This window comes from Streptomyces sp. NRRL B-24085 (assembly GCF_001282115.1).
Taxonomy (GTDB): domain Bacteria; phylum Actinomycetota; class Actinomycetes; order Streptomycetales; family Streptomycetaceae; genus Streptomyces.
In genome coordinates this window covers 1-25882 of the sequence record NZ_LJBR01000142.1, presented here as the reverse complement: position 1 = coordinate 25882, position 25882 = coordinate 1, and the positions used below count along the sequence as shown (strand labels likewise).

Below are 25882 nucleotides of genomic sequence, written 5' to 3'. Positions count from 1 at the left end.
GGCCGAAGGCCCTCTCCCCGCACGTGGCCGGTCGGTCCCGGCCGAAGCCCCTCTCCCCGCACGTCGCCGGTCGGTCCCGGCCGAAGCCTCTCTCCCCGCACGTGGCCGGTCCGTCCCGGCCGAAGCCCCCCCCGGCGCGTCGCCGGCCGATCCGGGTCGAGACCTCTCCGTACCGTCGGCGTTCACTCCAGTACGAGCCGCACCGGTCGTTCCCGTGCGGGTGGCGGCAGTCGCAGTGCCTCGCGGCCGGGGGTGATCGAGCCCAGTACGCGCGCGTGCCGGGCCCCCGTGCTCGCCGGTTCGGTACCGGGAAGGCCGTGCGCGGTCAGGAAGCCGAGGACGGCGAAGGCGTAGCACTCCTTCGCCGCCGCCGGCAGCCCCAGCACGTCGGAGGGGCGCACGGCGATGCCGGGCAGCAGGTCGCCGAGCATCCGCATCAGCACCGGGTTGCGGGTCCCGCCGCCCGAGGCGAGCACCTCAGTGGCCCCGGCCCCGCACACCGCGTCGGCGACCGTGCGGGCTGTCAGGAAGGTCAGGGTGGCGATGACGTCCTCGGCCGACAGTGTGCCCAGTCCGGACAGGGCCTCCCGCAGATAACCGAGGTGGAACAGCTCCTTGCCGGTGGTCTTCGGGGCGGGCAGCGCGTAGTACGGCTCCGCGAGCAGCCGCTCCAGCAGCGGCCGGTGGACCTCGCCGCGGGCTGCCAGGGCGCCCTCGGCGTCGTAGGAGAGCCGCCCGCCGCTGAACCCGTGGGCGGCCGCGTCGATCAGCGCGCACCCGGGCCCGGTGTCGAAGGCGGTCCCGTCGGGCGCGGTGACGTTGGCGATGCCGCCGAGGTTCAGCGCGACCGGGGTGCCCGGGCGGCCGCGCAGCCACAGCAGGTCGATCAGGCTGACCAGGGGTGCGCCCTGGCCGCCGGCGGCGATGTCGCGCGGCCGGAAGTCGGCGACCACCGGCAGCCCGGTCGCCTCCGCGATCCAGGCGGGCTGCCCGAGCTGGAGGGTGCCGTGCACCCGGCCCCCGTCGGTCCAGTGGTGGACCGTCTGCCCGTGTGAGGCGATCAAGTCCGCCCGGGAGGAGCACAGTTCACGGTCGGCCCGGACGGCGGCCGCCGCGAAGGCCTGTCCGATCCGGGTGTCCAGCCGGCACACCTCGGCCATCGGGACCGTGCCGGGCGGCAGTGCCCTGGCGAGGGCCGCACGGATCTCCTCGTCGTACGTCTCGCTCACCATGCCCAGCGGCTTCAGTACGAGACTGTCGCCGGCCAGGCGCAGCTCGGCCGCCGCCGCGTCGACGGCGTCGTACGAGGTGCCGGACATCAGGCCGATCACCCGCATGTGGTCAACCCGCCTTCCTCGAAGGGTTCCTGGTCAGGGCGAGCAGGCTGACGGCGCAGGTTGCCGCCGCGTAGTACGCGGGGACGTCCACGTTCCCGGTGCGCTCGACCGTCTTGGTGATGACGAGCCCGGCGCAGCCGGAGAACACGGCGTTCGACAGGGAGTAGGCGAGTCCCAGGCCTGTACAGCGGACGGTGGTCGGGAACAGTTCCGCCAGCATCGCGGGTCCCGGGCCCGCCATCAGCCCCACGACCGCGCCCGCCCCGAACACCGCCGCCCCCTTCACCGCGTCGGAAGTCCCCTCGTCCTGAAGGAGGTTGAGCAGCGGAACCGCCAGGCCCACCACGAGCGCGGCTCCCGTCGCCATCACCGGCCGCCGTCCGACCCGGTCACTGAGCAGCCCCGCCGGGAGGATGGTGACCGCGAAGCCGAGGTTGGCGAGCACGGTCGCGATCAACGCCTGCTGGAAAGTGGCGCTCAGAGTGCTCTGCAGGTACCCGGGCAGCACGACCAGGAAGGTGTAACCGGCCGCCGCCCAGCCCATGATCCGCCCCGCACCGAGCGCGATCGCCCCGGCGACCTCGCGTGCCCCCGGTTGTTCCAGGACCACCTCCTGCCGGAAGGCGGGCGTCTCGTCCAGACGCAGGCGCAGCCACAGCGCCCCGAGTCCCAGCGGCAGCGTGAGCAGGAACGGCAACCGCCAGCCCCAGGACGTGAGTTGCGGCTCCGTCAGCACGGTCGCGAGCAGGGCGGCGGCACCGGCGCCGGCCAGCAGGCCCAGCGCCACCGTGAACGACTGCCACGCCCCGTACAGCCCGCGCCGCCCTGGTGGGGCGGACTCCGTCAGCACCGCCACCGCACCACCGAACTCCCCGCCCGCGGACAGCCCCTGAAGCACCCTCAGGAAGGTCAGCAGCCAGGGCGCGAGCGCGCCCACGCGGTCGTACGTCGGCAGCACGCCGATCAGCGTCGTCGCCCCGGTCATCAGCGTGATCACCAGGATCAGCACCGGGCGCCGGCCGATCCGGTCGCCGAGCCGGCCGAACAGGGCCGCGCCGACGGGCCGGAAGAAGAACGCCAGCCCGAAGGAGGCGTACGTCCGCACCAGCGCCTCGGCCTCGCCGCCGCCCTCCGGGGTGAAGAACCGGGCCGCGATGACCGTGGCGAAGTAGCCGTAGACGCCGAACTCGTACCACTCGATGAAGTTGCCCACCGAACCGGCGACCAGGGCGCGGCCGGGGCGGACTGCGCTTCGTTCTCGGAGAATCGCTGCCTCCAGGGCGTCTCGACGTGCACGGCTGACCGCCGGTCAGGTCGGTCGACGGCAGGTCACGGGCGGGGTGCGTCGCCCGCCCGTACCGCAGGTCACCCGACAAGGCAACAGGTACCCCGACCGTCCTCCGCTTCCGCACCCGGACGGCTACGCTCGAGATCTGTACGTCGTTCGGGCGACTTGGGGAGGTAGCGGGATGACGGAGGTACGGCCCATGGCGGCCGCCCCGGCCTCGCTGTGGGAACGCGACGAGGAACTCGCCGCCGTAGAACGGGTGATCGACTCCCTGTGCGCGGGCCGCACGTCCTCGGGCAGTGTGCTGGTCATCCGCGGCGAGGCCGGCTTCGGCAAGACCGCCCTGCTGGCCGAGACCCGCCGCATCGCCGAGGCACGCGGCTGCACCGTCTGGTCCGCCCGCGGCGGCGAGACCCTCAGGTCCGTCCCCTTCAACGTCGTACGCCAACTGCTCCAGCCGGCCCTCCTGTCGCTGATGCCCGAGGAGGCCCGCGAGTACCTCGGCGACTGGTACGACATCGCCGGCCCCGCCCTCGGCATCGCGGACCCCGGTGAGCGCCAGGCCGACCCGCAGGGCGTGTGCGACGGACTGGTCGCCGCGGTGCGCCGGCTCGCGCGCCGGGACTGGCCGCTCGTGCTGATGGTCGACGACGCCCACTGGGCCGACCAGGAGACCCTGCGCTGGCTCGCCGCCTTCGCCGAGCGCCTGGACGACCTGTCCGTCCTGGTCGTGGTGGCCCGGCGCCCCGGCGAGGCCACCCCCGAGAGCGCCCGCCTCCTGGAGACCGTGGCCGCCGCCGCGGGCGGGCCCGTCACCAGCCTCAGCGCCCTCACCCCGGAGGCCACCGCGGGCCTCACCCGCGCGACCCTGGGCGAGCACGCCGACGCGCCGTTCTGCCGTGAGGTGTGGGCCGTCACCGGCGGCAACCCGTACGAGACCGTCGAACTCCTCGCCAAGGTCCGCGACAGTGAGATGGAGCCCGGCGAGAGCTCGGCGAACGAACTGCGCGAGCTGAACCGCTCGGCCCGGGGCGGCGGACTCGTCGCCCGCCTGGAGGAACTCGGCATCGACGCCACCCGGTTCGCCTGGGCGGCCGCGATCCTCGGCACCGACATCTCCGTCGGCCTGGTGGCCAAGCTCGCCACCCTGAAGCCCGACACGGCGGCGCGCTGCGCCGAACTCCTGCGCAGCGCCCGCATCCTGACCGACTCCGGCGCGGAGGACGGCGAGCTGGAGTTCGTGCACCCGCTGATCGCCACCGCCGTCTACGACTCCATCCCGGACGCCCTGCGCACCGCCATGCACGGCATCGCCGCCCAGCTCGTCACCGACTCCGGGCTCGGTGCCGCGGCCGCCTCCCGGCACCTGCTCCAGGTCCACCCGGACGACGACGAGGAACTCGTCGAGCAGCTGCGGGAGGCCGCCCGCGAACACCTGCTCGTCGGCGCCCCGGACGCCGCCCGCCGCTGCCTGGAGCGTGCCCTGCTGGAACCCCCGGCACCCGAGGTCCACGCGCGCGTGCTCTTCGAACTCGGCTGTGCCACCCTCCTGACCGCCCCCGCCAAGACCATCGGCCACCTCCAGACGGCGCTCGCCATGCCCGGCCTGGAGGGCTCCGCCCGGGTGGACGCCGTGATCCGCCTGTCCCAGGCGCTCATGCACAACAACCAGCTCGAGGAGGCGGTCCGCACCGTCGAGGCGGAAGCCGCCCGGCACGAGGAGGGCTCGGCCCGGCTCCGCCTCCAGGCCGTGCAGTACACCTGGGAGGGGCTCTACCCGGGCGAGGCCGGCTCACCGGGCCGTTCCGAGCGCCTCGCGGCCCTGGCCGCGAAGTGCACCGGCCGGGACAACTCCGAGCGGGCGCTGCTGATCCTGCGGGGGTTCGACGCGATGGCCCGCGGCGAGAGCGCCGAGGAGATCGCCGAGGTCTGTGACCGCGCCCTCGTCAACGGCCGCCTCGCACCCGGCCTCGGCTGGACCGACACCGAGTGGGGCCTCGAACTGCCCCTCATGCTGGCCAGCGCGTACGCCTTCACGGACCGGCTCGACCGCGCCGAGGCCCTCTACAGCGACGCCCTGCGCACCTACGAGTCGGCCGGCTGGAGCGGTGGCCACCTCGCGCTCGCCCACGCCTACGTCGGCCTGGGCCACCGTCGGCGTGGCCGGCTCCGGGAGGCGGAGACCTCCCTGCGCGAGTCGCTGCGGCTCGCCGAACGGGTCGGACGCGGTCTGCCGCTGTACTGGTCGGCGACGTGCAACCTCGTCGACACGCTGCTCGCGCGCGGCCATGTCGAGGAGGCGTGGGCGATCGCCGAGCAGTACGGCTTCGCGCCGCCGTACCCGTCCACGATCGTGCTGCCCGACCCGCGGTCCGTGCGGGGACGGCTGCTGCTGGCCGTGGGCCGGACCAAGGACGGGATCAACGAACTGGACGCCGCGGAGAAGGCGGCGGCGGTCCGGGGCCACCACAACCCGGTGCTGGTGCCGTGGGCGGCCGACCTCGCGCGTGCTCTCGCCGTCGAGGACCCGGTGCGGGCCGCCCAGCTGGCCACGGAGGTCCGCCGGCACGCCGAGCGGCTCGGCACGGACACGGCGATCGGTGAGGCGCTGCGGTGTGCGGCGGCCTTGGAGACCGGGCAGCGGGCGGTGCGGCTCGCCGCGCAGGCGGTGGCGTACCTGGAGGCGTCGCCCTGTCAGTACGAGCACGCGGCGGCCCGGGTCGAGTACGGCATCGCGGCGCGGTCCGTGGCCGAGCTCAACCGGGGCCTGGCGCTGGCGCGTTCCTGCGGGGCGGACGGGCTGGTGGCGCAGGCCCGGGAGGTGCTGGAGACGGGGCGGGGGCTGCGGTGACCTCGTGCGCGGGCCGGTGATGGCTGCGCTGACCTCATGCGTGGGCGGCGGAGGCTGCGCTGACCTCGTGCGCGGGCGGCGGAGGCTGGTCGCGCGGTTCCCCGCGCCGCTGGGGAGCTACGGCGCGAGGAGTCGGTCCGTCAGCGTCGCCAGGCGCTTCTGCACCTCCCTGTCGTACGTCTCCTCGTGCGCCCGCGCCGGACGCGTCCCGTCGAAGTAGCCGCCCGTTCCGAGGTCCCGGGTGGCCAGGGCCAGCACACCGGGAGCCCCGTCCGCGACCGTCGACCACGGGGCGACGCCGCCCTCGCGTACCATCGCCGTGTCCATGAAGGTCGCCGGGTGCAGGACGTTGACCGCGACCCCCGTGCCCGCCAACTCCTCGGCCAGGGCGAAGGTGTGGGCCGCCAGGGCGAACTTGGCACGGCAGTAGGCCGCGAACCCGGCATGGCCGCGGGTGAACTCCGGGTCGTCGAAGTCGATCGGCTCCTGGCCCGCCGACCCCACGTTGACGACGCGCGCGGGGGTGTTCGCCCGCAGTACCGGAAGCAGGGACCGGGTCAGAGCCACCGGCGCCAAGTAGTTCACCGCCAGCCGCAGTTCGTGTCCGTCGGCGCTCACCTCCCGGCCCGAGCCCGGCGAACCGGAGCCCACGCCCGCGTTGTTGACCAGGACGTCGAGCTCGGGGTGGGCGTCGGCGACCTTGGCGCCCAGCTCCCGCACCTGGTCCAGGGAGGCGAGGTCGGCCACGAAGCCCTCGGCCCGTCCCTCCGTCCGCAGCTCCGCCACCAGGCTCTCGGTGCGGTGCGGGTCACGGCCGTGGGCGAGGACGAGATGGCCGGAGCGGACCAGCTCGAAGGCGACGTAGCGGCCGAGACCCGAGGTGGCACCGGTGATCAGGATGGTCGACATGCCCCCACGGTAGGCACATCGCCCTCCCTCGTGCCTGCCCCTGCCGGGGTCACCCTTCCGCTTCCTCCGCCAGCACCCGCTGGGCCGTGGCGAACGCCGAGTTCGCCGCCGGTACCCCGCAGTAGACGGCCGTCTGGAGCAGGACGGCCCCGATCTCCTCCGGGGTGAGGCCGTTGCGGCGCGCCGCCCGCACATGCATGGCCAGCTCGTCGTAGTGGCCGTGCGCGACCAGCGCCGTCAGGGTGATCATGCTGCGCTCGCGGCGGCTGAGCGTGGGGTCGGTCCAGATCTCGCCCCACGCGTAGCGCGAGATGAAGTCCTGGAAGCGGGCGGTGAACGGGGTCTGCCGGGCCTGCGCCCGGTCCACGTGGGTGTCCCCGAGCACCTCGCGCCGCACCTCCATGCCCCGCTTGGCACCACCGTCGAGGTGCGTGCGCAGGGCGGTGAGGACGGCCTCCGGGCACTGCGCCGGGGCCAGGTGCGAGGCCCCGGGGAGCTCGACGAGCGTGGCGCGCGGCACCGCGTCGGCGATCTCCCGCAGATGGGGCGGCGGGGTCGCCGGGTCCTCGCGGCCGGCGATCAGCAGGGTCGGCGCCAGGATCCCGGGCAGCCGCTCGCGCAGGTCGAAGGAGCCCAGGGCGTCGCAGCAGGCCGCGTACGCCTCCGGATCGGCCTCGGCGTGGTCCCGTACGAGTTCCGGCACGCTGAAGTCACCGGCGAACCAACGGGAGTTCGCGCTCTCCAGCAGCCACTCCATCCCCTCCCGGCGGACCCGCTCGGCCCGCTCCTCCCACGGCTTGCTGCCGTTGAAGTGGGCTGAGGAGCAGATCACCGCCAGCGACGCGACACGCTCGGGGTGGTGCACGGCCAGGTGCAGACCGACCGCGCCGCCGAGTGACACCCCGGCGTACGCGAACCGCTCGACGCCGAGCGAGTCGGCGAGGCCCAGCACCAGATCGGCGAGGTCGCCCACGGTAGCGCCGGGACTGATCAGGCCGGCCGCCGAACCGCCGTGGCCGGGCAGGTCCCAGCGGATCACCCGGTGGGTGAGGGACAGCTCCGGCGCCACCTTGTCCCACAGGGCGTACGAGGTCCCGAGCGACGGCCCGAGCAGCAGCGGGGGAGCGGAAGCGGGACCCTCGGCGCGGTGGTTGAGGAGTTGTGCGGTCAACGTCGCTCCAGAGCACGGTCGGTGAGGGCACCGGCCGAGCCGGTGTAGTGGGTGGGGTCGGTGAGCTCGCCGAGGTCGACGTCCTTCAACTCGGGTTCACGAGCGAGGAGTTCACCGAGGGAGACACCTTCGGTGTAGGTCCGCCCGGCGAGTTCCGTCAGCAGTTCCTTGGCGCGGGCGCGTCCCAGCACGGGTGCCAGCTCGGCGGACAGCCGCTCGGAGACGATCAGCCCGTGGGTGAGGTCGAGGTGGGCGCGCATGGCGTTGGCGTGGACCCGCAGCCCCTCGGTCAGTTCGGCGGCGTCGCGCGCGGCTCCGCCGGCCAGCCGCAGCAGATCCCTGAGGGGCTCCCACTCGGCGTGCCAGGCGCCGGCGGGCCGCTCGTCCTCGGCGGCCAGCGACCCGTACAGCGTGGCCGCGAGCTGCGGCGCACGCCGGGCGGCGGCGGCGATCAGCGCCGACCGCACCGGGTTCGCCTTGTGCGGCATCGCCGAGGAGCCGCCCCCGCTGCCCTCCGCGACCTCGGCGATCTCGGTGCGGCCGAGCACGAGCACGTCCGCGGCGATCTTGCCCAGCGCGCCGGCGGTGCAGGCGAGACAGCCCGCGAGGTCGGCGATCGGGGTGCGCAGGGTGTGCCAGGGCAGCTCCGGTGCGCGGAGCCCGAGCTCCGCAGCGTAGGCCGCCGTGAGGCCCCGGGGGTCCTCGCTGCCGTACGCCGTGAACGCCGCCAAGGTCCCGGCGGCGCCGCCGAGTTGGACGGGAAGGGAACCGCGCACCACCGCGACCCGGTCCCGCGCGTCCAGGACCAGCGAGCGCCATCCCGCCGCCTTGAGTCCGAACGTCGTCGGAACGGCGTGCTGGGTGAGGGTCCGTCCCGGCATCGCCGTGTCGCGGTGTTCGGCGGCCAGCCGGGCCAGGGCCTGCTGGACGCGGTGGAGGTCGGCGAGGACGAGGTCGAGCGTGCGGGACGCGACCAGCATGGCCGCCGTGTCCAGGACGTCCTGGCTGGTGGCACCCCGGTGGACGTACGGGCCGTACTCCTCGCCGACCGCCCTGGTGAGATCGGCGACCAGCGGGATGACCGGGTTGCCGCCGCCGCGCGCACGCTCCGCGAGGGACCGTACGTCGAACCGGGCCGCGTCGGCCGCCCCGGTGACCGCGTCCGCCGCCTCCCGCGGGGCGAGTCCCAGACGGGCCTGCACCCGGGTCAGCGCGGCCTCCGCGTCCAGCAGCGCCTGGAGGTAGGCGGTGTCGGAGGTCGCGGAGGCGGCGGGGGAGGCCGCCCAGCCGGGGCCGAGCAGTCCGGTGTCCGGATCGGGAGAAGTCACTGGAACTCCAGGAAGACCGTTTCGCCTTCGCCCTGAAGGCGGATGTCGAAACGGTAGGTGCCATCGCCCTGCCGGCGTGCGATCAGCGTGTCGCGCCGCTCCTCCGGCACCCGGGCCAGCAGCGGGTCCGCGGCCAGGACCGCCTCGTCGTCCGGCAGGTAGATCCGGGTGTACAGGTGCACCAGCAGCCCGCGCGCGAACACGCACACGCTGATGTACGGGGCGCTCCGCCCACGCGCGCCCGGACGCAGCGTGCGCGCGCTCCAGTGGCCGTTGGCGTCGGTCTGGACGCGCCCCCAGCCGGTGAACTCCACGCCGTTGCGGCCCAGGTAACCGCCGGTCGCCGGGTCGCGCCGGATCGAACCGTCGACCCGCGGGACGTTGCCGTCCGGGTCGGCGCCCCACAGCTCCAGGAAGGCGTCCGGCAGCGGGTTGCCCTCACCGTCGGTGACGTGGCCCTGGAGGACGAGCGTGTCCGGATGGCCGACCGGCGCGATGTCGCCGCCGCCGGGGAAGGGCAGGGCGTGGCCGTAGAAGGGGCCGACCGTGTGCGACGGGGTCGGCAGCACGGTCTCCGGACGACTGGTGTCGATCTTCGTCATGGGTGGTCAGCGTCCTTCTTCGATCCAGGTGGCCTGCGGTCCGTCGAGCACGATGTCCCAGTGGTAGCCCATCGAGAACTCCGGTACCGACAGGCTGTGGTCGTAGGTGGCGACGAGCCGTTGGCGGGCCGCGTCGTCCGTGACCGACTGGATGATCGGGTCGTACGGGAAGAGCGGGTCGCTCGGGAAGTACATCTGCGTCACGAGCCGCTGGGTGAACGCCGTGCCGAAGATCGAGAAGTGGATGTGGGCCGGCCGCCAGGCGTTGAGGTGCTGGCGCCAGGGATAGGGGCCCGGCTGGACGGTGGTGAAGCGGTAGAAGCCGCTGTCGTCGGTCAGTGTGCGCCCGACGCCCGTGAAGTTCGGGTCCAGCGGGGCGTCGTGCTGCTCGCGCTGGTGGGCGTAGCGGCCGGCCGAGTTGGCCTGCCAGATCTCGACGAGCTGCCCGCGCAGCGGACGGCCGTTGCGGTCCAGGAGCCGCCCCTCGACGGTGATCCGCTCACCGATCGGCTCCCCGTGGTGCTGCCGGGTCAGGTCGTTGTCGATCTCGGTGATGTCCCGTTCGCCGAAGGCGGGGGAGTGCAGCTCCACCAGTTCCGGGTCCTGGGAGACGTCGATGCCGATCGGCGGCTGTTTCGGGTGCCGCAGGACAGAGGAGCGGTAGGGGGCGTAGTCGCGGCGCGGCTGGTGCTCGACGGGGGCGCCGTCGGCGAGCCGCTTCTCGTAGGCGGCGTGCTCGGCGGCGATTTCCCGGTCGATGTCCTGCTGGGTGAGAGTCATGGGATTCCTGCGTTCCTTACCGTTCGAGGACGAGAGCGAGACCCTGGCCGACGCCGATGCACAGGGTGGCGACACCGACTCCGCCGCCCCTGCGGGCGAGTTGGTGGGCGACGGTGCCCGCCAGCCGCGCACCGGAGGCGCCCAGCGGGTGGCCGAGGGCGATCGCCCCGCCCTGCGGGTTGAGGATCGCCGGGTCGAACTCGGGCCACTCGGCGACACATCCGAGCACCTGGGCGGCGAACGCCTCGTTCAGCTCCAGCACTGACAGATCGTCAAAGCCCTTGCCTGTCTTGGCGAGTGCCCGGTTGACCGCCTCGACGGGGGCGAGCCCGAAGTAGTGCGGGTCCAGGGCGTTGACTCCGGTCGCGGAGATCCGGGCCAGCGGCTCGCGGCCGGTCGCGGCGAGGCCCTCGTCGTCGACGAGCAGCAGCGCGGCGGCACCGTCGTTCAAGGGCGAGGCGTTGCCCGCGGTCACCGTGCCACCGTCCTCGCGGAACGACGGCTTCAGCTTCGCCATGGCCGCGAGCGACGCGTCCGGCCGTACGCACTCGTCGGCGCCGAAGACCACCGGCTCGCCCTTGCGCTGCGGGACCGGCACCGGCGCGAGCTCGGCGTCGAACAGCCCCGCCGCCCGGGCCGCGGCCGCCTTCCGGTGCGAGGCCAGCGCGAACTCGTCCTGCTGCTCGCGGCTGATCTTGTGCTTGTCCGCGATCAGTTCGGCCGACTCGCCCAGCGGGATCGTCCACTGCGGTTGCATCCGCGGGTTGACCATGCGCCAGCCCAGCGTGGTCGAGTACAGCTCGGCGTGCCCGGCCGGGAACGGCTTGTCGGACTTGGGCAGCACGTACGGCGCCCGGGTCATCGACTCCACGCCCCCGGCGACGGCGACGGAGGCGTCCCCGACGGCGATCGCGCGGGCCGCCTGGATCACCGCCTCCAGACCCGAGGCGCACAGCCGGTTGACGGTCACGCCGGGCACGGAGGTGGGCAGACCGGCCAGCAGCGCGGCCATCCGGCCCACGTTGCGGTTCTCCTCGCCCGCGCCGTTGGCGTTGCCGAAGTAGACGTCCTCGATCCGGGACGGGTCCAGGTCGGGCGTACGGGCGAGCAGTTCACGGATCGCGTGGGCGCCCAGGTCGTCCGGGCGGACCGGGGCGAGTGAGCCGTTGTAGCGGCCGAACGGGGTGCGGACCGCGTCGACGATGTAGACGTTCTTCACCGCAGGTCCTCCGCGAGGGTCAGTTTGGCGTCGGTCTTGGCGGTGATCTCCTCGACGCCCACCCCGGGTGCCGTCTCGACCAGTACGAGACCGTCCTCCGTGACGTCCAGGACGCCGAGGTCGGTGATGATCCGGTTCACGCACGCCTTGCCGGTCAGCGGCAGCGCGCACTCCGTGAGGATCTTCGGGCTGCCGTCCTTGGCGGTGTGCGTCATCACCACGATGACCGTGCGGGCGCCGTGGACCAGGTCCATCGCGCCGCCGATCCCGGTGATCAGCTTGCCGGGGATGGCCCAGTTGGCCAGGTCGCCGGTCTCGGAGACCTGCATGGCGCCCAGCACGGCCACGTCGATGTGCCCGCCCCGGATCATGCCGAAGGAGAGCGCCGAGTCGAAGAAGGAGGCGCCCGGCAGCACGGTGACGGTCTCCTTGCCCGCGTTGATCAGATCGGGGTCGACCTGGTCCTCGGTGGGGTAGGGGCCGGTGCCCAGGATGCCGTTCTCGGACTCCAGGATCACCTCGACGTCCGGGGGGAGGTAGTTCGGGATCAGCGTCGGCAGTCCGATGCCGAGGTTGACGTACTGACCGTCCTGGAGCTCACGCGCGGCCCGCGCGGCCATCTGTTCCCGGGTCCAGGCCATCAGTTGCTCCCCGTGTCTCGTGCCGGAGCGGCGGAGACCGTCCGCTGCTCGATCCGCTTGTCCCTCGCCTGCTCGGGCGTCAGCGCGAGGACCCGCTGCACGAAGATCCCCGGCAGGTGCACCGCGTCCGGGTCGATCTCGCCGGGTTCCACCAGCTCCTCCACCTCGGCGATGGTGACCTTGCCGGCCATCGCCGCGAGGGGGTTGAAGTTGCGGGTTGACCTGTTGAAGACCAGGTTGCCGTGCCGGTCGCCCTTCGCCGCCCGGACCAGGGCGAAGTCGGTGCGGATCCCGTGTTCGAGGACGTACTCCGTGCCGTCGAACTCCCGCACCTCCTTCGGCGGGGAGGCCAGGGCGACGCCGCCCTTGCCGTCGTAGCGCCAGGGCAGCCCGCCGTCGGCGACCTGGGTGCCCACGCCGGCCGGGGTGAAGAAGGCGGGGATACCGGCGCCGCCCGCCCGCAGCCGCTCGGCGAGCGTGCCCTGCGGGATCATCTCGACCTCCAGCTCACCGGCCAGGTACTGGCGGGCGAACTCCTTGTTGGCGCCGATGTACGAGCCGGTCACCCGGGCGATCCGGCCGGCGGCGAGCAGGACCGCGAGGCCCGACTCCATCGCCCCGCAGTTGTTGGAGACCACCGACAGGGAGCCGGTGCCCTGCTCGTACAGGGCCTGGATGAGCACGTTCGGCACACCGCTCAGCCCGAAACCGCCCACCGCGAGCGACGCGCCCTCAGGCACATCGGCCACCGCCTCCCGGGCCGTGGCGACCACCTTGTCCATCCGCGTAGCCCCATTCCAATTGCTCAGTGCACTGAGTATTTCAGCGAGGTTTCTCTTAAGCTGCCACTGTGGCAGCCTGGCGTCAAGGCTCACTACTCTTCAGTGCACCGACTAAAACAGACCCAGCCAACCTGACTCGGGAGCGCACATGGCCGCGGTGGACCTCACCACCCACCCCGGGCACCTCGCCCGGCGGCTCCAGCAGGCGCACTACCTGCTGTGGAACACGATGGTCTCCGAGGAGATCACCTCGCCCCAGTTCGCGGTCCTGAACGCGCTCGTCGCCGAGCCGGGGCTCGACCAGCGCACGGTGGGGGAGCGGGTCGGCCTCGACCGGTCCACCATCGCCGAGGTCATCAGCCGGCTCGGCCGGCGCGGACTGCTCGACAAGGTCCGCGACCCCCAGGACGGCCGCCGCTTCCTGCTGCGCCTGACCGACGACGGGGTGCGCACCCATCGCAAGCTGACCGTGCGCACCGCCCGGATGAACCAGGTCTTCCTGGCCCCGCTCTCCGACGACGAGCAGAGCCGTTTCTTCGAGCTGATCCGCCGGGTCGCGGACGCGGCGGAGGGGCTCCGCAACCCCGCGGAGCCCCTCGTCACCCAGCCCTGATCAGGAGGCCTTCGCGAAGACCACCCACACCTGGCCCTCGGCGAAGTTCACCGGGGAGCCGTCCTTCGTGGTGAACGCCGTGCCGTCCGCGGGCGTCCCCCGCTTCCAGTGCACGTCGTAGGCACGCCCGTCGCGCAGCACCTTCGCCTTCCCCGAGCCGACGGTCACCGTGTAGGGCGAGTTGTTGCCGAGGAAGTCGTGGAAGGCGGACTTGCGCACCTTCACGTACTGCACGACGACCGTGGCCGGGGCCAGCCGCTTCCCGTCGGCCGTCACGTCCGGAGCGCCGTCCATCGAGACCAGCCAGCGCTTCCTGCCCGGCGACCAGGTGAAGGTGAAGCGGGCGGCCGGGTAGCGGACCGTCTCCGAGGTGTCCCGGGTGCCGCCGGCCGGTGCGGGGCCGTAGCGGAAGCCGGTCGTCAGCGCGTCCGCGCCCGGCGTGGTGCGGACCAGGCGCCTCGGGCGCAGGTAGAGGTTGTGCGGAAGGACTTTGTCGGTGCCGCGGAAGTAGGCGTCGGCCGCCTTCTCGGGGGTCCGGGCGGTCAGCGGCGCCCGGTTGATCAGGGGCATCAGCTTGCCCTGGGCGCCGGAGAAGGCGAGCGTCGGGTCGTCGAACTGCCGCAGCAGCTCCAGGTCCGACTCGCGGGCACTGCGCACGGGGCCGACGGCTTTCGGCAGTTTTGTCGCGTACACCGCCATGAGACGGCTGAGGCCGCCCTCGACCTGCTCGGCGTAGACGACGTCCGCGGAGTCGAGGCCCGTCTGCGGCCGCGCCGCCCGTACGTTGTCGATCTTCACGGCGAGCACGGAGGGGCGGCGGGCCTTGCCGCTCGCCTCCGAGGGTTCCGGTGCCGAGGTGTCCGGTGGTGCCGTGCGGAACTGTCCGCGTCCGTCGTCGGTCGGGACACGGGGTGTGTCGTGTCCCGTGCAGCCCGCTGCGAAGAGGCCCGTGGCGGTCAGCAGTGCCGCCGCCGTACGGGCGCGTCTGGCGCGCGCCCCTTGCTCCGTACCCACCATGCCCACCGTGCCCGCCCGTCTCGTGTCTTTGATTGTGCGCTTATAAGTTCATTGGTGGCCATACCCGTCTGTTTCTGATTAGTCGCGTCGACTACGCCGATCGGCCCTGGATCGCGGTTGGGCGGGAGCCCGCCCGGGTACCCGGGGCGCCTGTCCGAGGACCGACACATGACCTGACGGAGGGAGTGCCGGGCGATGAAGGCAGTGACCTGGCAGGGCAAGCGGGACGTACGGGTGGAGGAGGTGCCCGATCCGAAGATCCAGGAACCGACGGACGCCGTCATCCGGATCACCTCGACCGGACTGTGCGGCTCCGACCTGCACCTCTACGAGGTACTCACTCCGTTCATGACACCGGGCGACATCATCGGCCATGAACCCATGGGCATCGTCGAGGAGGTCGGCGCCGCGGTGCCGGACCTCGCCGTCGGCGACCGGGTCGTGGTGCCCTTCCAGATCGCCTGCGGCAGCTGCTGGATGTGCATGACCGGGCTGCCGACCCAGTGCGAGACCACCCAGGTCACCAGCGAGGGCATGGGTGCCGCCCTGTTCGGCTACACCCGTCTGTACGGCGCCGTACCGGGCGCCCAGGCCGAGTACCTGCGCGTCCCGCAGGCCCAGTTCGGGCCGATCAAGGTCCCCGAGGGGCCGCCGGACGACCGCTTCGTGTACCTCTCCGACGTGCTGCCCACCGCCTGGCAGGCCGTCGCCTACGCGGACGTCCCCGAGGGCGGCAGCGTCGCCGTGCTCGGACTCGGACCCATCGGCGACATGGCCTGCCGGGTCGCCCAGGTGCGCGGCGCCGGGCGCGTCTTCGGCGTCGACCTGGTGAGCGAACGGCTGCGCCGGGCCCGCGCGCGGGGCGTGGAGACGTACGACCTCCGGAGCTTCGACAACGAGAAGGAACTGGTCCAGGCGATCCGCGACGAGACCGACGGGCGCGGACCGGACGCCGTGATCGACGCCGTCGGCACCGAGGCCCACGGCAGTGCGGCCGCCCGCCTGGCCCAGAACGCCTCGGCCCTGCTGCCCCGGAAGATCAGCGGACCGTTCGCCGAGCGCTTCAGCATCGACCGGCTCGCCGCCCTGCACACCGCCATCGAGCTGGTCCGCCGCGGCGGCACCATCTCCCTGAGCGGCGTCTACGGCGGCATGGCGGACCCGCTGCCCATGCTCACCATGTTCGACAAGCAGATCCAGCTCCGGATGGGCCAGGCCAACGTGCGGCGCTGGAGCGACGAGATCATCCCGTACCTCACCGACGAGGACCCGCTCGGTGTCGACGACTTCGCGACCCACCACGTCCCGCTGTCGGACGCCCCGCACGCGTACGAGATGTTCCAGAAGAAGCGGGAGGGCGCGGTCAAGGTCCTGATGCGGCCCTGACTTCGACGGGGTGGGCTGTGCTTGGCGCGGCTCGGACAGCGGGGGCGGCTCTGACCGTGCGCGGCCTGGCTGGCGCGGCTGTGGCTGTGCGTGTATGGCCGACGGGGTCCTGGCTGCTCGGGTTCGGCTGGTGCGGTCACGGCCGTACGGGTCGGCCTGGTGCGGCGTCGGCCGCGCAGCTGGTCAGATGTGGCCCTGGCGGCGAGGGCTCCACTGGTGTGGCTCCGATCGTGTCGGTTCGGCCGGTTCGGCTTCGACCGCGCGGGCGCGGTTGGTGCGGTCCTGTGGCCTTAACGGGCTCGGTTGGTGGGGCTACGACCCCGGTGGCTCGGCCCGTGCCGTTCCCGTTCGCGTCGGCTCGGCTGACGCGGTGCCGACCGCGGAGGTCCGGCTGGCCGGGTTTGGGGGCTGGGCAGCTACGGCGTCAGCTGCGCGGGCTCGATCGATGCGGTCCTGCTCGCCCGAGCCCGGTCGGCGGCCTCCGACCGCCCGGCTTCGGCTGGTGCGATCGTGACCTCGGCGGGCCCGGCGGGTGCCGTTCGGACCGCGCTGACTCGGCTGCCGTGGACCTGGTGCGGCCCGAATGGCTGGGCGGTGTGGCCATAGCCCGGTTGCATGGGGACCCGGTCGCGTGAGCCCGGCTCGTCGGGTTTCGAGGGCGCGGATTCGGACCGGTGTGACTGCGACCGGCTGCGATCCGTGCGGGTCCGGCAGGGTGCCGTCCAGACCTCCGCGCGCTCCGCTGGGTGCCGTCCAGACCCCCGCGGGCTCCGATGCTGCGCCTTACGACCGCGCGGGTCCGCCTGATCGGTCCACGCCCCGAGGGCTCCGTTGGTGGCTCACGCCGCGGCCACCCGGCTGGCCCGGGCCCGGCTGCCTGGCGCCACCACCCGACCGACCCGGGCCCGGCCGCGCCGCGCCCGCCCGGCTCACCCGGTTCCGGTCGAGTCGTTTCGCCCGGCTGGCGGGGCCCTCGCCGCGCAGGTCCGGCTGGTGCGGTCCGGGCGCCTTCTCCGGCGACGCTGCGACCCGGCCGATGCGGTCCCCGCCTCGCCGCTCAGCCCAGGATTTCGTCCAGGTCGTAGCGCACCGGCTCCTCCAGCTGTGCGTACGTGCAGCTCTCCGGGGTGCGGTCGGGGCGCCAGCGGCGGAAGCGGGCGGTGTGGCGGAACCGTACGCCGTTCTCCATGTGGTCGTACGCCACCTCCGCCACCCGTTCCGGCCGGAGCGGCACCCAGGACAGGTCCTTCTTGCCCGACCAGCGGCTCGGCGCCCCGGGCAGCCGGGCGCTCTCGTGGGCGGCCTCCTCCGCCCAGGCGGCCCACGGATGCCCTGAGACGTCCGCCAACCGCAGCGGCTCCAGCTCCTCGATCAGCTCGGCGCGCCGCTTCATGGAGAAGGCCGCGGACACGCCGACGTGCTGGAGCGCGCCCCGTTCGTCGTGGAGGCCGAGCAGCAGCGAGCCGACCACCGGGCCGCTCTTGTGCAACCGGTAGCCCGCGACCACGACGTCCGCCGTACGCTCGTGCTTGATCTTGAACATGGCCCGCTCGTCCTGGAGATAGCGCAGGGTGAGCGGCTTGGCGATGACCCCGTCCAGGCCCGCGCCCTCGTACTCCTCGAACCACTGCCGGGCCACGTCGATGTCCGTGGTCGCCGGCGCCACGTGCACGGGCGGTGTCGTGCCGGACAGTGCCGTCGTCAGCAGGTCCCGGCGGTCGGTCAGCGGGACGTTCAGCAGGGATTCGTCCGCCAGGGCCAACAGGTCGAAGGCCACGAAGGAGGCCGACGTCCGCTCCGCCAGGGTGCGGACCCGGGAGGCCGCCGGGTGGATCCGCTCGGTCAGCGCGTCGAAGTCCAGCCGTCCGTCCCGGGCGATGACGATCTCCCCGTCCATCACACAGCGCTCCGGCAGCCGCTCCCGCAGCGCCTCCACCAGTTCGGGGAAGTACCTGGTCAGCGTCTTGCCCGTACGGCTGCCCAGCTCGACCTCCGCCCCGTCCCGGAACACGACGGCCCGGAACCCGTCCCACTTCGCCTCGTAGTGCATGTCCGGCGGGATCTTCGCCACCGACTTGGCGAGCATGGGCTTCACAGGGGGCATCACCGGCAGATCCATGGTCCGATTCTGCACGCGCATGCCCCGAAATGCCTGATATGCCTGGCTCGCTTACCGTGGCTCGCATGGGTGACGCGGTGGAACTGGAGGCGGGCGGCCGGACGGTACGGCTGTCCAGCCCGGACAAGATCTTCTTCCCGGAGCGCGGCTTCACCAAGCTGGACCTCGCCCGCTACTACCAGGCCGTCGCCCCCGGCATCCTGCGCGCCCTGCGCGACCGCCCCACCACCCTGGAGCGCTACCCGGACGGGGTGACCGGCGAGAACTTCTTCCAGAAGCGGGCACCCAAGAACATGCCCGACTGGATCCCGACCGCCCACATCACCTTCCCCAGCGGCCGCAGCGCCGACGAGATGTGCCCCACCGAGGAGGCCGCCGTGCTGTGGGCCGCCCAGTTCGGCACGCTCACCTTCCACCCCTGGCCGGTCCGCCGCGCCGACGTCGACCACCCGGACGAACTCCGCATCGACCTGGACCCGCAGCCCGGCACGGACTACGACGACGCCGTGCGCGCGGCCCACGAACTGCGGTCGGTGCTGGCGGAGTTCGGCGGTCTGCGCGGCTGGCCCAAGACCTCCGGCGGACGCGGCCTGCATGTCTTCGTGCCCATCGAACCGCGCTGGACCTTCACCCAGGTGCGGCGGGCCGCGATCGCGGTCGGGCGTGAGATGGAGCGCCGGATGCCGGACCACGTGACCATCAAGTGGTGGAAGGAGGAGCGGGGCGAGCGCATCTTCCTCGACTACAACCAGACGGCCCGCGACCGCACGATCGCCTCCGCCTACTCGGTACGGCCCCGCCCGCACGCCCCCGTCTCCGCGCCCCTGCGCTGGGAGGAGGTCGGCGAGGCGCACCCACAGGACTTCGACATCGCGACCATGCCCGCGCGCTTCGCCGAACTCGGCGACGTGCACGCGGACATGGACGATCACGCCTTCTCGCTGGAGCCCCTCCTGGAACTGGCCCGCCGTGACGAGCACGACCACGGCCTTGGCGATCTGCCGTACCCGCCCGAGTATCCGAAGATGCCGGGGGAGCCCAGGCGGGTACAGCCGAGCCGTGCCAGGAAGCCCGGTCCTACAGCTCCTTGATCCTGACGTCCCGGTACGAGATCACGTCCGTCGTGCTGTGCACCTGGAGTCCGATGTAGCCGGAGGAGAACCGCCGTCCGTCCGTGCCCGGGTCGTCCGAGCGGGCGGGGTAGAACTCCTGGCCGCCGATGTTGTCGAACTCGTTGATCAGCACGCCGTTGCGGTAGACCGAGTAGTGCTGGTCGACCACCCGGATCTCGTAGTCGTTCCACGTGCCCTTCTGGGTGACGCCCGCACCGGCGAGCCCCACCCGGTCGAAGCCGTAGATCGACCCGGTCTTGTACATGTCGCCGTCGGGACGGTCGAACACCTGCACCTCGTGGCCGTACTTGATGGCCGCCCACTCGGGCCGGGGCTCCTCCGGGTGGTCGTGGACCCACGGGAACCGCACGAACACACCGGAGTTGGCGTTGCCGGTGCCCGGGGCGTCGTCCCGCCACTGGAGCTTGAGCGAGAAGTCGCCGTACTTGCGCTCCGGGAACCAGAGCATGCCGAGACCGTCCCGCGTGGTGCCGGACGTGATCGTCCCGTCGCCGTTCGGGGCGAACGAACCGCCGCCCACGTGCTGCCACTTGGCGAAGGAGGCCGCGCTCCCGTCGAGGATCGTGCGGTAGCCCTCGGTCTGCCCCGGCCTGCCGATCCCGGACTCACGGGCCGCCGCGTCGATCGCGTCGTACTCGCGCTCGTCGACGACCCCCTCCTTGTAGAGCTTGTCGAGGACCGTCTTCACGTGCTTGAGGAACAGCGCGTGGGACGTCCACTCCTTCTCGTCCTCGATCAACTCGTTGATACGGCACCGGCTGTTGGTGATCCGGTTCGGCACCCCGGAGTCGACCGTGCCGACGATCACCGTCAACCGCTCGTCGAGCTCGGCGCAGTTCGGCGCCGGGACCTGGCTCGAGACCACGGTGAAGGTCACCGTGCGCGCCGCCGAGGTGTTGCCCGCCTTGTCGGTCGCCCGGTACGCCAGGGTGTGCGTGCCCGCCCGGTCGACGACCACGGGAGCGGAGTACGCGAGGTAGGGTCCGGCGTCGATCGAGTACTCGACCCCGGCGACACCCGAACCGCCCTCGTCCGTGGCGCTCACGGTCACGCGGGCGTTGCCCACGTAGGCCCCGTCGGAGTTCCGCGTGCCGTCCACGGTCACCCCGGTCACCGGCGGGACGGTGTCCTGCGGAGCCGCCGCGACCACCGTGAACCGGACGTTCTTCTCGGCGGCCACATTGCCCGCCTTGTCGGTCGCCCGGTAGCGCACGGTGTGCGAGCCGACCTGGTGCACCATCACGGGCATGGTGTACGGCTGCCAACTCCCGTCGTTCACCGCGTACTCGATGGTGTTGACCCCGGACCCGGTGTCGGACGCGGACACGGTCACCGTGGCCATGTCGACGTAGGTGCCGTCCGGGTTCTGCTCGCCACTGACCGTCGCCGAGGTGTCCGGCGGGGCGGTGTCGTCGGAGGGCGGCGGGACGACCGTGAAGGTGACGCCCTTCTCGGCGGAGACGTTGCCCGCCCTGTCGACGGCCCGGTAGCGGACCTTGTGGTCGCCGACCTGGTCGACGACGACCGGGGCGGTGTACGGCTGCCAGGCACCCGTGTCCCCGATCGCGTACTCGATCCGGTCGACGCCGGAGCCGCCGGCCTCGTCGGTCGCCGTGACCGCCACGCTCGCCGAACCGACGTACTGGCCCTGCGCGTTCTGCGTGCCGCTGACCTGGGCCGTGGCCGACGGCGCGGTGGTGTCCTCGCCGCTGCCCTCGGTCACCACGAGGATGCCCTGCATCTGGCCGTGGCCCGGGATCGTGCAGTGGTAGAAGTAGCGGCCCGGGGTGAGCGTGACCTCGGCGGTGTGGCGGCCGCCCATGTCGTCGTTGGGGTTGGCGAGGATGTTGAGCTGGACGTCGTCGTTGAACTCGGGGTCGCTGGTAACGAAGGTCAGCGTGTGCGGCATCCCGGTGGTGTTGCCGGTGGCCGCGCTGTTCTCGAAGACGATCGTGGCCGAGCCCGCGACCGCGGTCGCCGGGGCCGAGTTGTACTTGGTGATGTCGTCGCCGGCGGTCCAGGTGAGTGTCTGGGCCGCCGCCGCGACCGGGTCGGGCCGTGCCTGGGACGCCGACTGGAGGCCGAGCACCATCAGCAGGGCTGCCACCAGGACGGTCAGAGCTCTCCGGGGGTGCATCACTGCCCTCCTCTCGCGAGCTGTCCGGCGGCCGGGGTCGGCCCGCCGCCCGTGTAAGTGACCCGCCACAGCGCCGACTTGGCGTCCGAGGTGAAGAACCCGCGGCCGTAGTCGAGGACGTACAGCGCGCCGTCCGGGCCGAACTTCCAGTCCATGAGGTTCTTGATGCCGTCGTTGCCGATCGGCACGATCTTCTTCAGGGACTCGGAGTGGACGGGCAACCCGCCCTCGCCGTGGTTCCCCGGGTCGGTGATGACCGCGTTGCGCGGCTGGTCGGCGTCGTAGAAGTCACCGACGAACCACTTGCCGTCCCAGTAGGAGGGCCACTTGACGGTGCTGCCGGCCGCGGCGGTGTCGTAGCGGTAGACCGGACCGTTCATCGCCGCCTGGCCGCCTCCCTTGAGCCAGGGCAGCAGGTACTTGGCCTGCTCCTGCTTGTAGGACGGGATGCCGTTGGCGTCGCGCGGGTAGTCCGGGGCGCCGCCCTGCGGTGAGTACCAGATGTTGTTGCCGGTGACCGGCGGCAGGTTGACCAGACCGTCGTTGTTGGGCGACTCGTTCTTCGGGTGGTCGCAGTCGTACCAGCCCAGCGGTTGGTCGGGGTTGGGCAGGTTGCGGTCCCGGTAGGGCTGCTTGTTGCCCATGCAGTACGGCCAGCCCCGGTTGCTCGCCTTGGTGATGACGGCGAAGGTGTCGTACTTGGCCGGGCCCCAGGTCGTCGAGGGCGCGCCGGCGTCCGGGCCGACCCAACCGGCGTACAGGACGTCGGTCTTCTTGTCGACGGAGATCCGGGCCGGGTTCCTGACGCCCATGACGTAGATCTCGCCGCGGGTCTTGCCGCCGCCCTCGGCGGTCTCCCTGCCGGTGAAGAGGTTCCCCTCGGGCAGGGTGTAGGTCCCGTCCGCCTCCGGGTGGATGCGCAGGATCTTGCCGTTGAGGTTGTTGGTGTTGCCCGCGGTGCGGCGCGCGTCCGCGAAGGAGACGCCCTTGTAGTTCGGCTGCGGGTTGTTGCCCGAGTAACCGCCGCTGAAGCCGCTGGAGTTGTTGTCCCCGGTCGCGATGTACAGGTTGCCCTTCGAGTCCCAGGCCATCCCGCCGCCCGCGTGGCAGCAACTGTGCACCTGGACCGGCCACTTGAGCAGGACCTTTTCGCTGTTCAGGTCCAGCTTGTTCGTGGCGAGGTCGAGGGTGAAGCGGGAGACCCGCCGCTCGGCCATCTGCGTGTCGCGGTTGAGGCGGGAGTGTGGGGTGTAGTGCAGGTACACCCAGCCGTTGTCCTCGAAGCGGGGGTCCAGCTCGATCCCGAGCAGTCCCTCCTCGACCTTGACCAGCTCGTCGCCACCGCCCTTGTTGCCGAACACGGTCAACGCGCCCGCGAGGGTGACCTTCTTGGTGCTCGGGTCGTAGACGTGGATCTCGCCCCTGCCCTTGCCGATGTCGGGGTTGTTCCAGTCGGTGATCACGGGTTGGGAGGAGTCGGCGCCGCCCCGGCCGATGTACAGGACCCGTCCGTCGGGTGCGGTGACCAGGCCGTGCGGTTCGCCGATCTGGTCGTTCTGCCCCGGCTGGTTGGGCTGGGTGAGGCGCTCCGCCTTGTAGTTGGCGTTGATCGTCGCCTTGCAGTCGGCCTGGACGAGACGCGAGGTCCACAGCAGCGCGCCGCGCAGATGGGCCCGGAAGTCCGTCTCGTCGTACGAGGAGACCGTGCCGCCCATGCCGGTGTAGAAGGACCGGCCGCCGTCGTAGTCCCGGCACCAGCTCACCGGGTGGTCCCAGCCGTTGGCGCTCGCGCCGGGCTGGTAGGTCGACTCGCGCACCCGGGCCACGGTGTGCACGTCGCCTGACGGGTTCTTGGTCCAGTTGAACCACTGGTCGGGGCGCTTCCACTGCACCGGCAGGTTCTTCGTCGCCGGATGCTGCCGGTCGCCGACCTCGACGGTGGCCCGCTGGACGGCCGTCGGGCTGGAGGCGGCCGGGCGGGCGCCGACGAGCCCTGTGAACCAGTCGGAGTACGGCTCGGCGCGGGCCGCGTCATGGATGCCGACGAAACCGCCGCCCGCCTCCATGTAGGCCTCCAGGCCCGCTTCCTGCTCGGGGTCGAGGACATCGCCGCCCCCGGTCAGGAAGACGATCGCGTTGTAACCGCCGAGTACCTTCTCGTCGGTGAAGACCCTCGCGTCGTCGGTGGCCTCGGTCTCGAACCGCTGGTTCGCCGGACCGGACAGCCCGATGCTCTCGATCGCCGCGATCCCGGCGTTGACGACCGGCGACTCGTCCCCACCCGCCGCCGACCCGTAGAAGACCAGCACCCGTACGTCCCCGCCACCTGGCGGCGACTTGACGGACATCGTTGTCACGGTCGAGTCGGGAGCAGGCAGTGCCCCCGCGACCGGTCCGGACATCAGCCCGGCGGCGACGACCCCCGCGGTCACGGTGGCCGTCCAGATCCGTCTCCTCGCACTTCCTCCGCTTCTCGCGCTCAACCCTCGTAAGTGCATGGGCACCTCCTCGGTCACAGCAACAGCGCCTTGGAAGCTAGACCCCTTTGCCTCACTCGCCAATACCTATGACCGGGATCGGACGAACTTTGTCCTGAGTGTGGAAAAACGGCTCCGCGGCCGGTACCGTCTCACCGGTTCATCACAGGTACGTCTCGGCAAAACCCGTATCACTGTGGGGAGTTCTGCATGGGCGCGCTGAACAGACGTGGCTTCAACCGGCGGGTGCTGCTCGGTGGCGCGGCGGTCGCGACATCGTTGTCGCTGGCCCCGGAGGCCCGCAGCGAGGCAGGTCCGGCGCAGGCCGCCCCGGGCGGCGGCGAGGTCAGGCGCATCAAGCTGTACGCCGAGAAATTGGCCGACGGACAGATGGGCTACGGCCTGGCGAAGGGGAAGGCGACCGTCCCCGGCCCGCTCATCGAGCTCAACGAGGGCGACACCCTGCACATCGAGTTCGAGAACACCATGGACGTCCGGGCGAGCCTGCACGTCCACGGCCTGGACTACGAGGTCTCCAGCGACGGGACCAAGCTCAACAACAGCGAGGTCGAGCCGGGCGGCACCCGCACCTACACCTGGCGCACCCACGCCCCGGGCCGCCGCGCCGACGGCACCTGGCGGGCGGGCAGCGCGGGCTACTGGCACTACCACGACCACGTGGTCGGCACGGAACACGGAACCACCGGCATCCGCAAGGGCCTCTACGGCCCGGTGATCGTCCGCCGCAAGGGCGACATCCTGCCGGACGCGACCCACACCGTCGTCTTCAACGACCTGCTCATCAACAACAAGCCGGCGCACTCGGGGCCCAACTTCGAGGCCACGGTGGGCGATCGGGTCGAGTTCGTGGTGATCACGCACGGCGAGTACTACCACACCTTCCACATGCACGGTCACCGCTGGGCGGACAACCGCACCGGCATGCTCACCGGCCCCGACGACCCGAGCCAGGTCATCGACAACAAGATCGTGGGCCCGGCGGACTCCTTCGGCTTCCAGGTGATCGCGGGGGAGGGGGTCGGGGCGGGCGCGTGGATGTATCACTGCCACGTGCAGAGCCACTCCGACATGGGCATGGTCGGCCTGTTCCTGGTGAAGAAGACGGACGGGACGATCCCCGGGTACGAGCCGCACGAGCACACCGGGCAGCAGGCCGAGCACCACCACTGACCGATCATGGGCGGGTGACCCTTCTTCTCACGCGCGGCGATCTGGAGACGGTGCTGGAGCCGGCGACCTGCCTGGACGTCCTGCGGGACGGCTTCCGGGACGCGGACACCGTGTCGATCGCGGGACAACGGATGCGCACCGACCTCCCGTTCCCCGGTACGGCGACCGCGCTGATCCCCGGCCTGCTCCCCGGCGTGCCCGCCTACACGGTGAAGGTCAACGCCAAGTTCCCCGGCGCCCGGCCCGCCCTGCGCGGGGTGATCTGCCTGCACAGCGGTACCGACGGTGAACTGCTGGCGCTGCTGGACTCGGCGACGGTCACGGCATGGCGGACGGGGCTCGCGGCCGCGCTGGGCACGCATCTGCTGGCCGGGCCGGGGGAGACCGTCGGCGTCGTCGGGGCGGGAGCGCAGGCGGAGCTGATGGTGCGGGGCCTCGGGGTGCTACGGCCCCGTGGTGCCCTCGTCGTCCACGACACGTCCGCCGACCGCGCCGCGGAGTTCGCCGAGCGGCACGGCGGCCGTGTGCTGTCCTCCGCCGCGGAGGTCGCCGGGGTCGCCGACATCGTCCTGTCGGCGACCTGGTCCCGGGAACCGCTGCTGCGCCTGCACGAGACCAGGCCGGGCCAGCACTTCACGAGCCTGGGCATCGACGAGCCGGGCAAGGCGGAACTGGCGGCCGATCTGCTGGAAGCGGCACTGCTGGTGGTCGACGACCGCGAACTCGCCTCCCACGTGGGCGTGTTGCCGCGGCCCGACGCGACCCTGGGCGAGATCGTGCGCTCCGAGCACCCCGGCCGCACGACCGGCTCGGACCGTACCGTCTACGCTCCGGTGGGTCTGCCCTGGCAGGATCTCGCGCTGGCCTGGGCGGCGTACGGGCGGGCCGGGCGGGAGGGGAT

At 72.1% G+C, this 25882-nt stretch carries 20 protein-coding genes; 6 read left to right on the top strand and 14 right to left on the bottom strand.

Going from position 1 to position 25882, the window contains the following annotated elements; genetic code table 11:
• Positions 1 to 182 precede the first annotated feature (182 nt).
• Both AOJ26_RS17535 and AOJ26_RS17530 read right to left on the bottom strand, forming a co-directional pair.
• Positions 183 to 1337: an anhydro-N-acetylmuramic acid kinase gene (locus AOJ26_RS17535; protein WP_053849246.1), complete on the bottom strand. Its 1155-nt coding sequence runs from the start codon at positions 1335 to 1337 to the stop codon at positions 183 to 185.
• A gap of 4 nt (positions 1338 to 1341) precedes the next feature.
• Positions 1342 to 2550, bottom strand: coding sequence for an MFS transporter (locus AOJ26_RS17530; RefSeq protein ID WP_234358583.1), 1209 nt, complete (start codon positions 2548 to 2550; stop codon positions 1342 to 1344).
• Between the two features lie 256 nt (positions 2551 to 2806).
• Here AOJ26_RS17530 and AOJ26_RS17525 point away from each other — a divergent pair, with 256 nt between their 5' ends.
• Positions 2807 to 5476 carry an ATP-binding protein gene (locus AOJ26_RS17525; RefSeq protein ID WP_053849244.1) on the top strand — a complete coding sequence of 890 codons (2670 nt, stop codon included), beginning with the start codon at positions 2807 to 2809 and terminating at the stop codon, positions 5474 to 5476.
• Between the two features lie 117 nt (positions 5477 to 5593).
• On the opposite strand, the gene AOJ26_RS17520 is transcribed toward AOJ26_RS17525, so the two are convergent.
• The 8 genes from AOJ26_RS17520 to AOJ26_RS17485 are packed head-to-tail and all read right to left on the bottom strand — an operon-like array spanning position 5594 to position 12908.
• Positions 5594 to 6385 carry an SDR family NAD(P)-dependent oxidoreductase gene (locus AOJ26_RS17520; protein WP_053849243.1) on the bottom strand — a complete coding sequence of 264 codons (792 nt, stop codon included), beginning with the start codon at positions 6383 to 6385 and terminating at the stop codon, positions 5594 to 5596.
• Between the two features lie 49 nt (positions 6386 to 6434).
• Positions 6435 to 7556, bottom strand: a complete 1122-nt coding sequence (gene pcaD, locus AOJ26_RS17515; protein WP_053849242.1) for a 3-oxoadipate enol-lactonase — start codon at positions 7554 to 7556, stop codon at positions 6435 to 6437.
• The gene (gene pcaB / locus AOJ26_RS17510; RefSeq protein WP_053849241.1) at positions 7553 to 8884 is read right to left on the bottom strand and encodes a 3-carboxy-cis,cis-muconate cycloisomerase; all 1332 of its coding nucleotides are present in this window, start codon (positions 8882 to 8884) and stop codon (positions 7553 to 7555) included. The genes pcaD and pcaB overlap by 4 nt, the downstream gene beginning before the upstream one ends.
• The gene (pcaG, locus tag AOJ26_RS17505) at positions 8881 to 9486 is read right to left on the bottom strand and encodes a protocatechuate 3,4-dioxygenase subunit alpha (protein ID WP_053849240.1); all 606 of its coding nucleotides are present in this window, start codon (positions 9484 to 9486) and stop codon (positions 8881 to 8883) included. Before pcaG ends, pcaB begins: the two co-directional genes overlap by 4 nt.
• Before the next feature lie 6 nt (positions 9487 to 9492).
• Positions 9493 to 10266: a protocatechuate 3,4-dioxygenase subunit beta gene (gene pcaH, locus AOJ26_RS17500; protein ID WP_053849239.1), complete on the bottom strand. Its 774-nt coding sequence runs from the start codon at positions 10264 to 10266 to the stop codon at positions 9493 to 9495.
• A gap of 16 nt (positions 10267 to 10282) precedes the next feature.
• Entirely contained in the window at positions 10283 to 11485 is a 1203-nt protein-coding gene (locus AOJ26_RS17495; RefSeq protein ID WP_053849238.1) for a thiolase family protein, read from the bottom strand.
• On the bottom strand, positions 11482 to 12126 hold the full coding sequence (locus AOJ26_RS17490) for a CoA transferase subunit B (protein ID WP_053849237.1): 645 nt from the start codon (positions 12124 to 12126) through the stop codon (positions 11482 to 11484). The genes AOJ26_RS17495 and AOJ26_RS17490 overlap by 4 nt, the downstream gene beginning before the upstream one ends.
• A complete protein-coding gene (locus AOJ26_RS17485) occupies positions 12126 to 12908 on the bottom strand; it encodes a CoA transferase subunit A (protein WP_053849236.1) in 783 nt (260 codons plus the stop codon). Before AOJ26_RS17485 ends, AOJ26_RS17490 begins: the two co-directional genes overlap by 1 nt.
• Positions 12909 to 13056: 148 nt before the next feature.
• Between AOJ26_RS17485 and AOJ26_RS17480 the strand changes: the two genes are divergently transcribed.
• Positions 13057 to 13521: a MarR family winged helix-turn-helix transcriptional regulator gene (locus AOJ26_RS17480; protein ID WP_053849235.1), complete on the top strand. Its 465-nt coding sequence runs from the start codon at positions 13057 to 13059 to the stop codon at positions 13519 to 13521.
• Here the strand turns inward: AOJ26_RS17480 and AOJ26_RS17475 are convergent, their stop codons facing one another.
• The gene (locus AOJ26_RS17475; RefSeq protein ID WP_053849234.1) at positions 13522 to 14538 is read right to left on the bottom strand and encodes a DUF3048 domain-containing protein; all 1017 of its coding nucleotides are present in this window, start codon (positions 14536 to 14538) and stop codon (positions 13522 to 13524) included.
• A 195-nt stretch (positions 14539 to 14733) separates the two neighbouring features.
• Between AOJ26_RS17475 and AOJ26_RS17470 the strand changes: the two genes are divergently transcribed.
• Complete coding sequence (locus AOJ26_RS17470) at positions 14734 to 15924, top strand: zinc-dependent alcohol dehydrogenase (RefSeq protein WP_053849233.1); 1191 nt, start codon at positions 14734 to 14736, stop codon at positions 15922 to 15924.
• Between the two features lie 1057 nt (positions 15925 to 16981).
• Here AOJ26_RS17470 and AOJ26_RS17465 read toward each other — a convergent pair.
• Positions 16982 to 18043 (bottom strand): ATP-dependent DNA ligase, encoded by a 1062-nt coding sequence (locus tag AOJ26_RS17465; RefSeq protein WP_053849247.1) that lies wholly within the window; start codon positions 18041 to 18043, stop codon positions 16982 to 16984.
• 65 nt (positions 18044 to 18108) lie between these two features.
• On the opposite strand from AOJ26_RS17465, the gene ligD reads away from it, so the two are divergent.
• Entirely contained in the window at positions 18109 to 19134 is a 1026-nt protein-coding gene (gene ligD / locus AOJ26_RS17460) for a non-homologous end-joining DNA ligase (RefSeq protein WP_053849232.1), read from the top strand.
• Here the strand turns inward: ligD and AOJ26_RS17455 are convergent.
• Together AOJ26_RS17455 and AOJ26_RS17450 are read right to left on the bottom strand one after the other, a co-directional pair.
• A complete protein-coding gene (locus tag AOJ26_RS17455) occupies positions 19121 to 21313 on the bottom strand; it encodes an OmpL47-type beta-barrel domain-containing protein (RefSeq protein ID WP_053849231.1) in 2193 nt (730 codons plus the stop codon). The genes ligD and AOJ26_RS17455 overlap by 14 nt on opposite strands.
• Positions 21313 to 23811: a ThuA domain-containing protein gene (locus tag AOJ26_RS17450; RefSeq protein ID WP_179200205.1), complete on the bottom strand. Its 2499-nt coding sequence runs from the start codon at positions 23809 to 23811 to the stop codon at positions 21313 to 21315. Before AOJ26_RS17450 ends, AOJ26_RS17455 begins: the two co-directional genes overlap by 1 nt.
• 189 nt (positions 23812 to 24000) lie before the next feature.
• Between AOJ26_RS17450 and AOJ26_RS17445 the strand changes: the two genes are divergently transcribed.
• Both AOJ26_RS17445 and AOJ26_RS17440 read left to right on the top strand, forming a co-directional pair.
• Positions 24001 to 24981, top strand: coding sequence for a multicopper oxidase domain-containing protein (locus tag AOJ26_RS17445; RefSeq protein ID WP_053849229.1), 981 nt, complete (start codon positions 24001 to 24003; stop codon positions 24979 to 24981).
• 14 nt (positions 24982 to 24995) lie between these two features.
• Positions 24996 to 25882: ornithine cyclodeaminase family protein (locus AOJ26_RS17440; RefSeq protein WP_053849228.1), on the top strand; the 887-nt coding region annotated here is incomplete at its 3' end.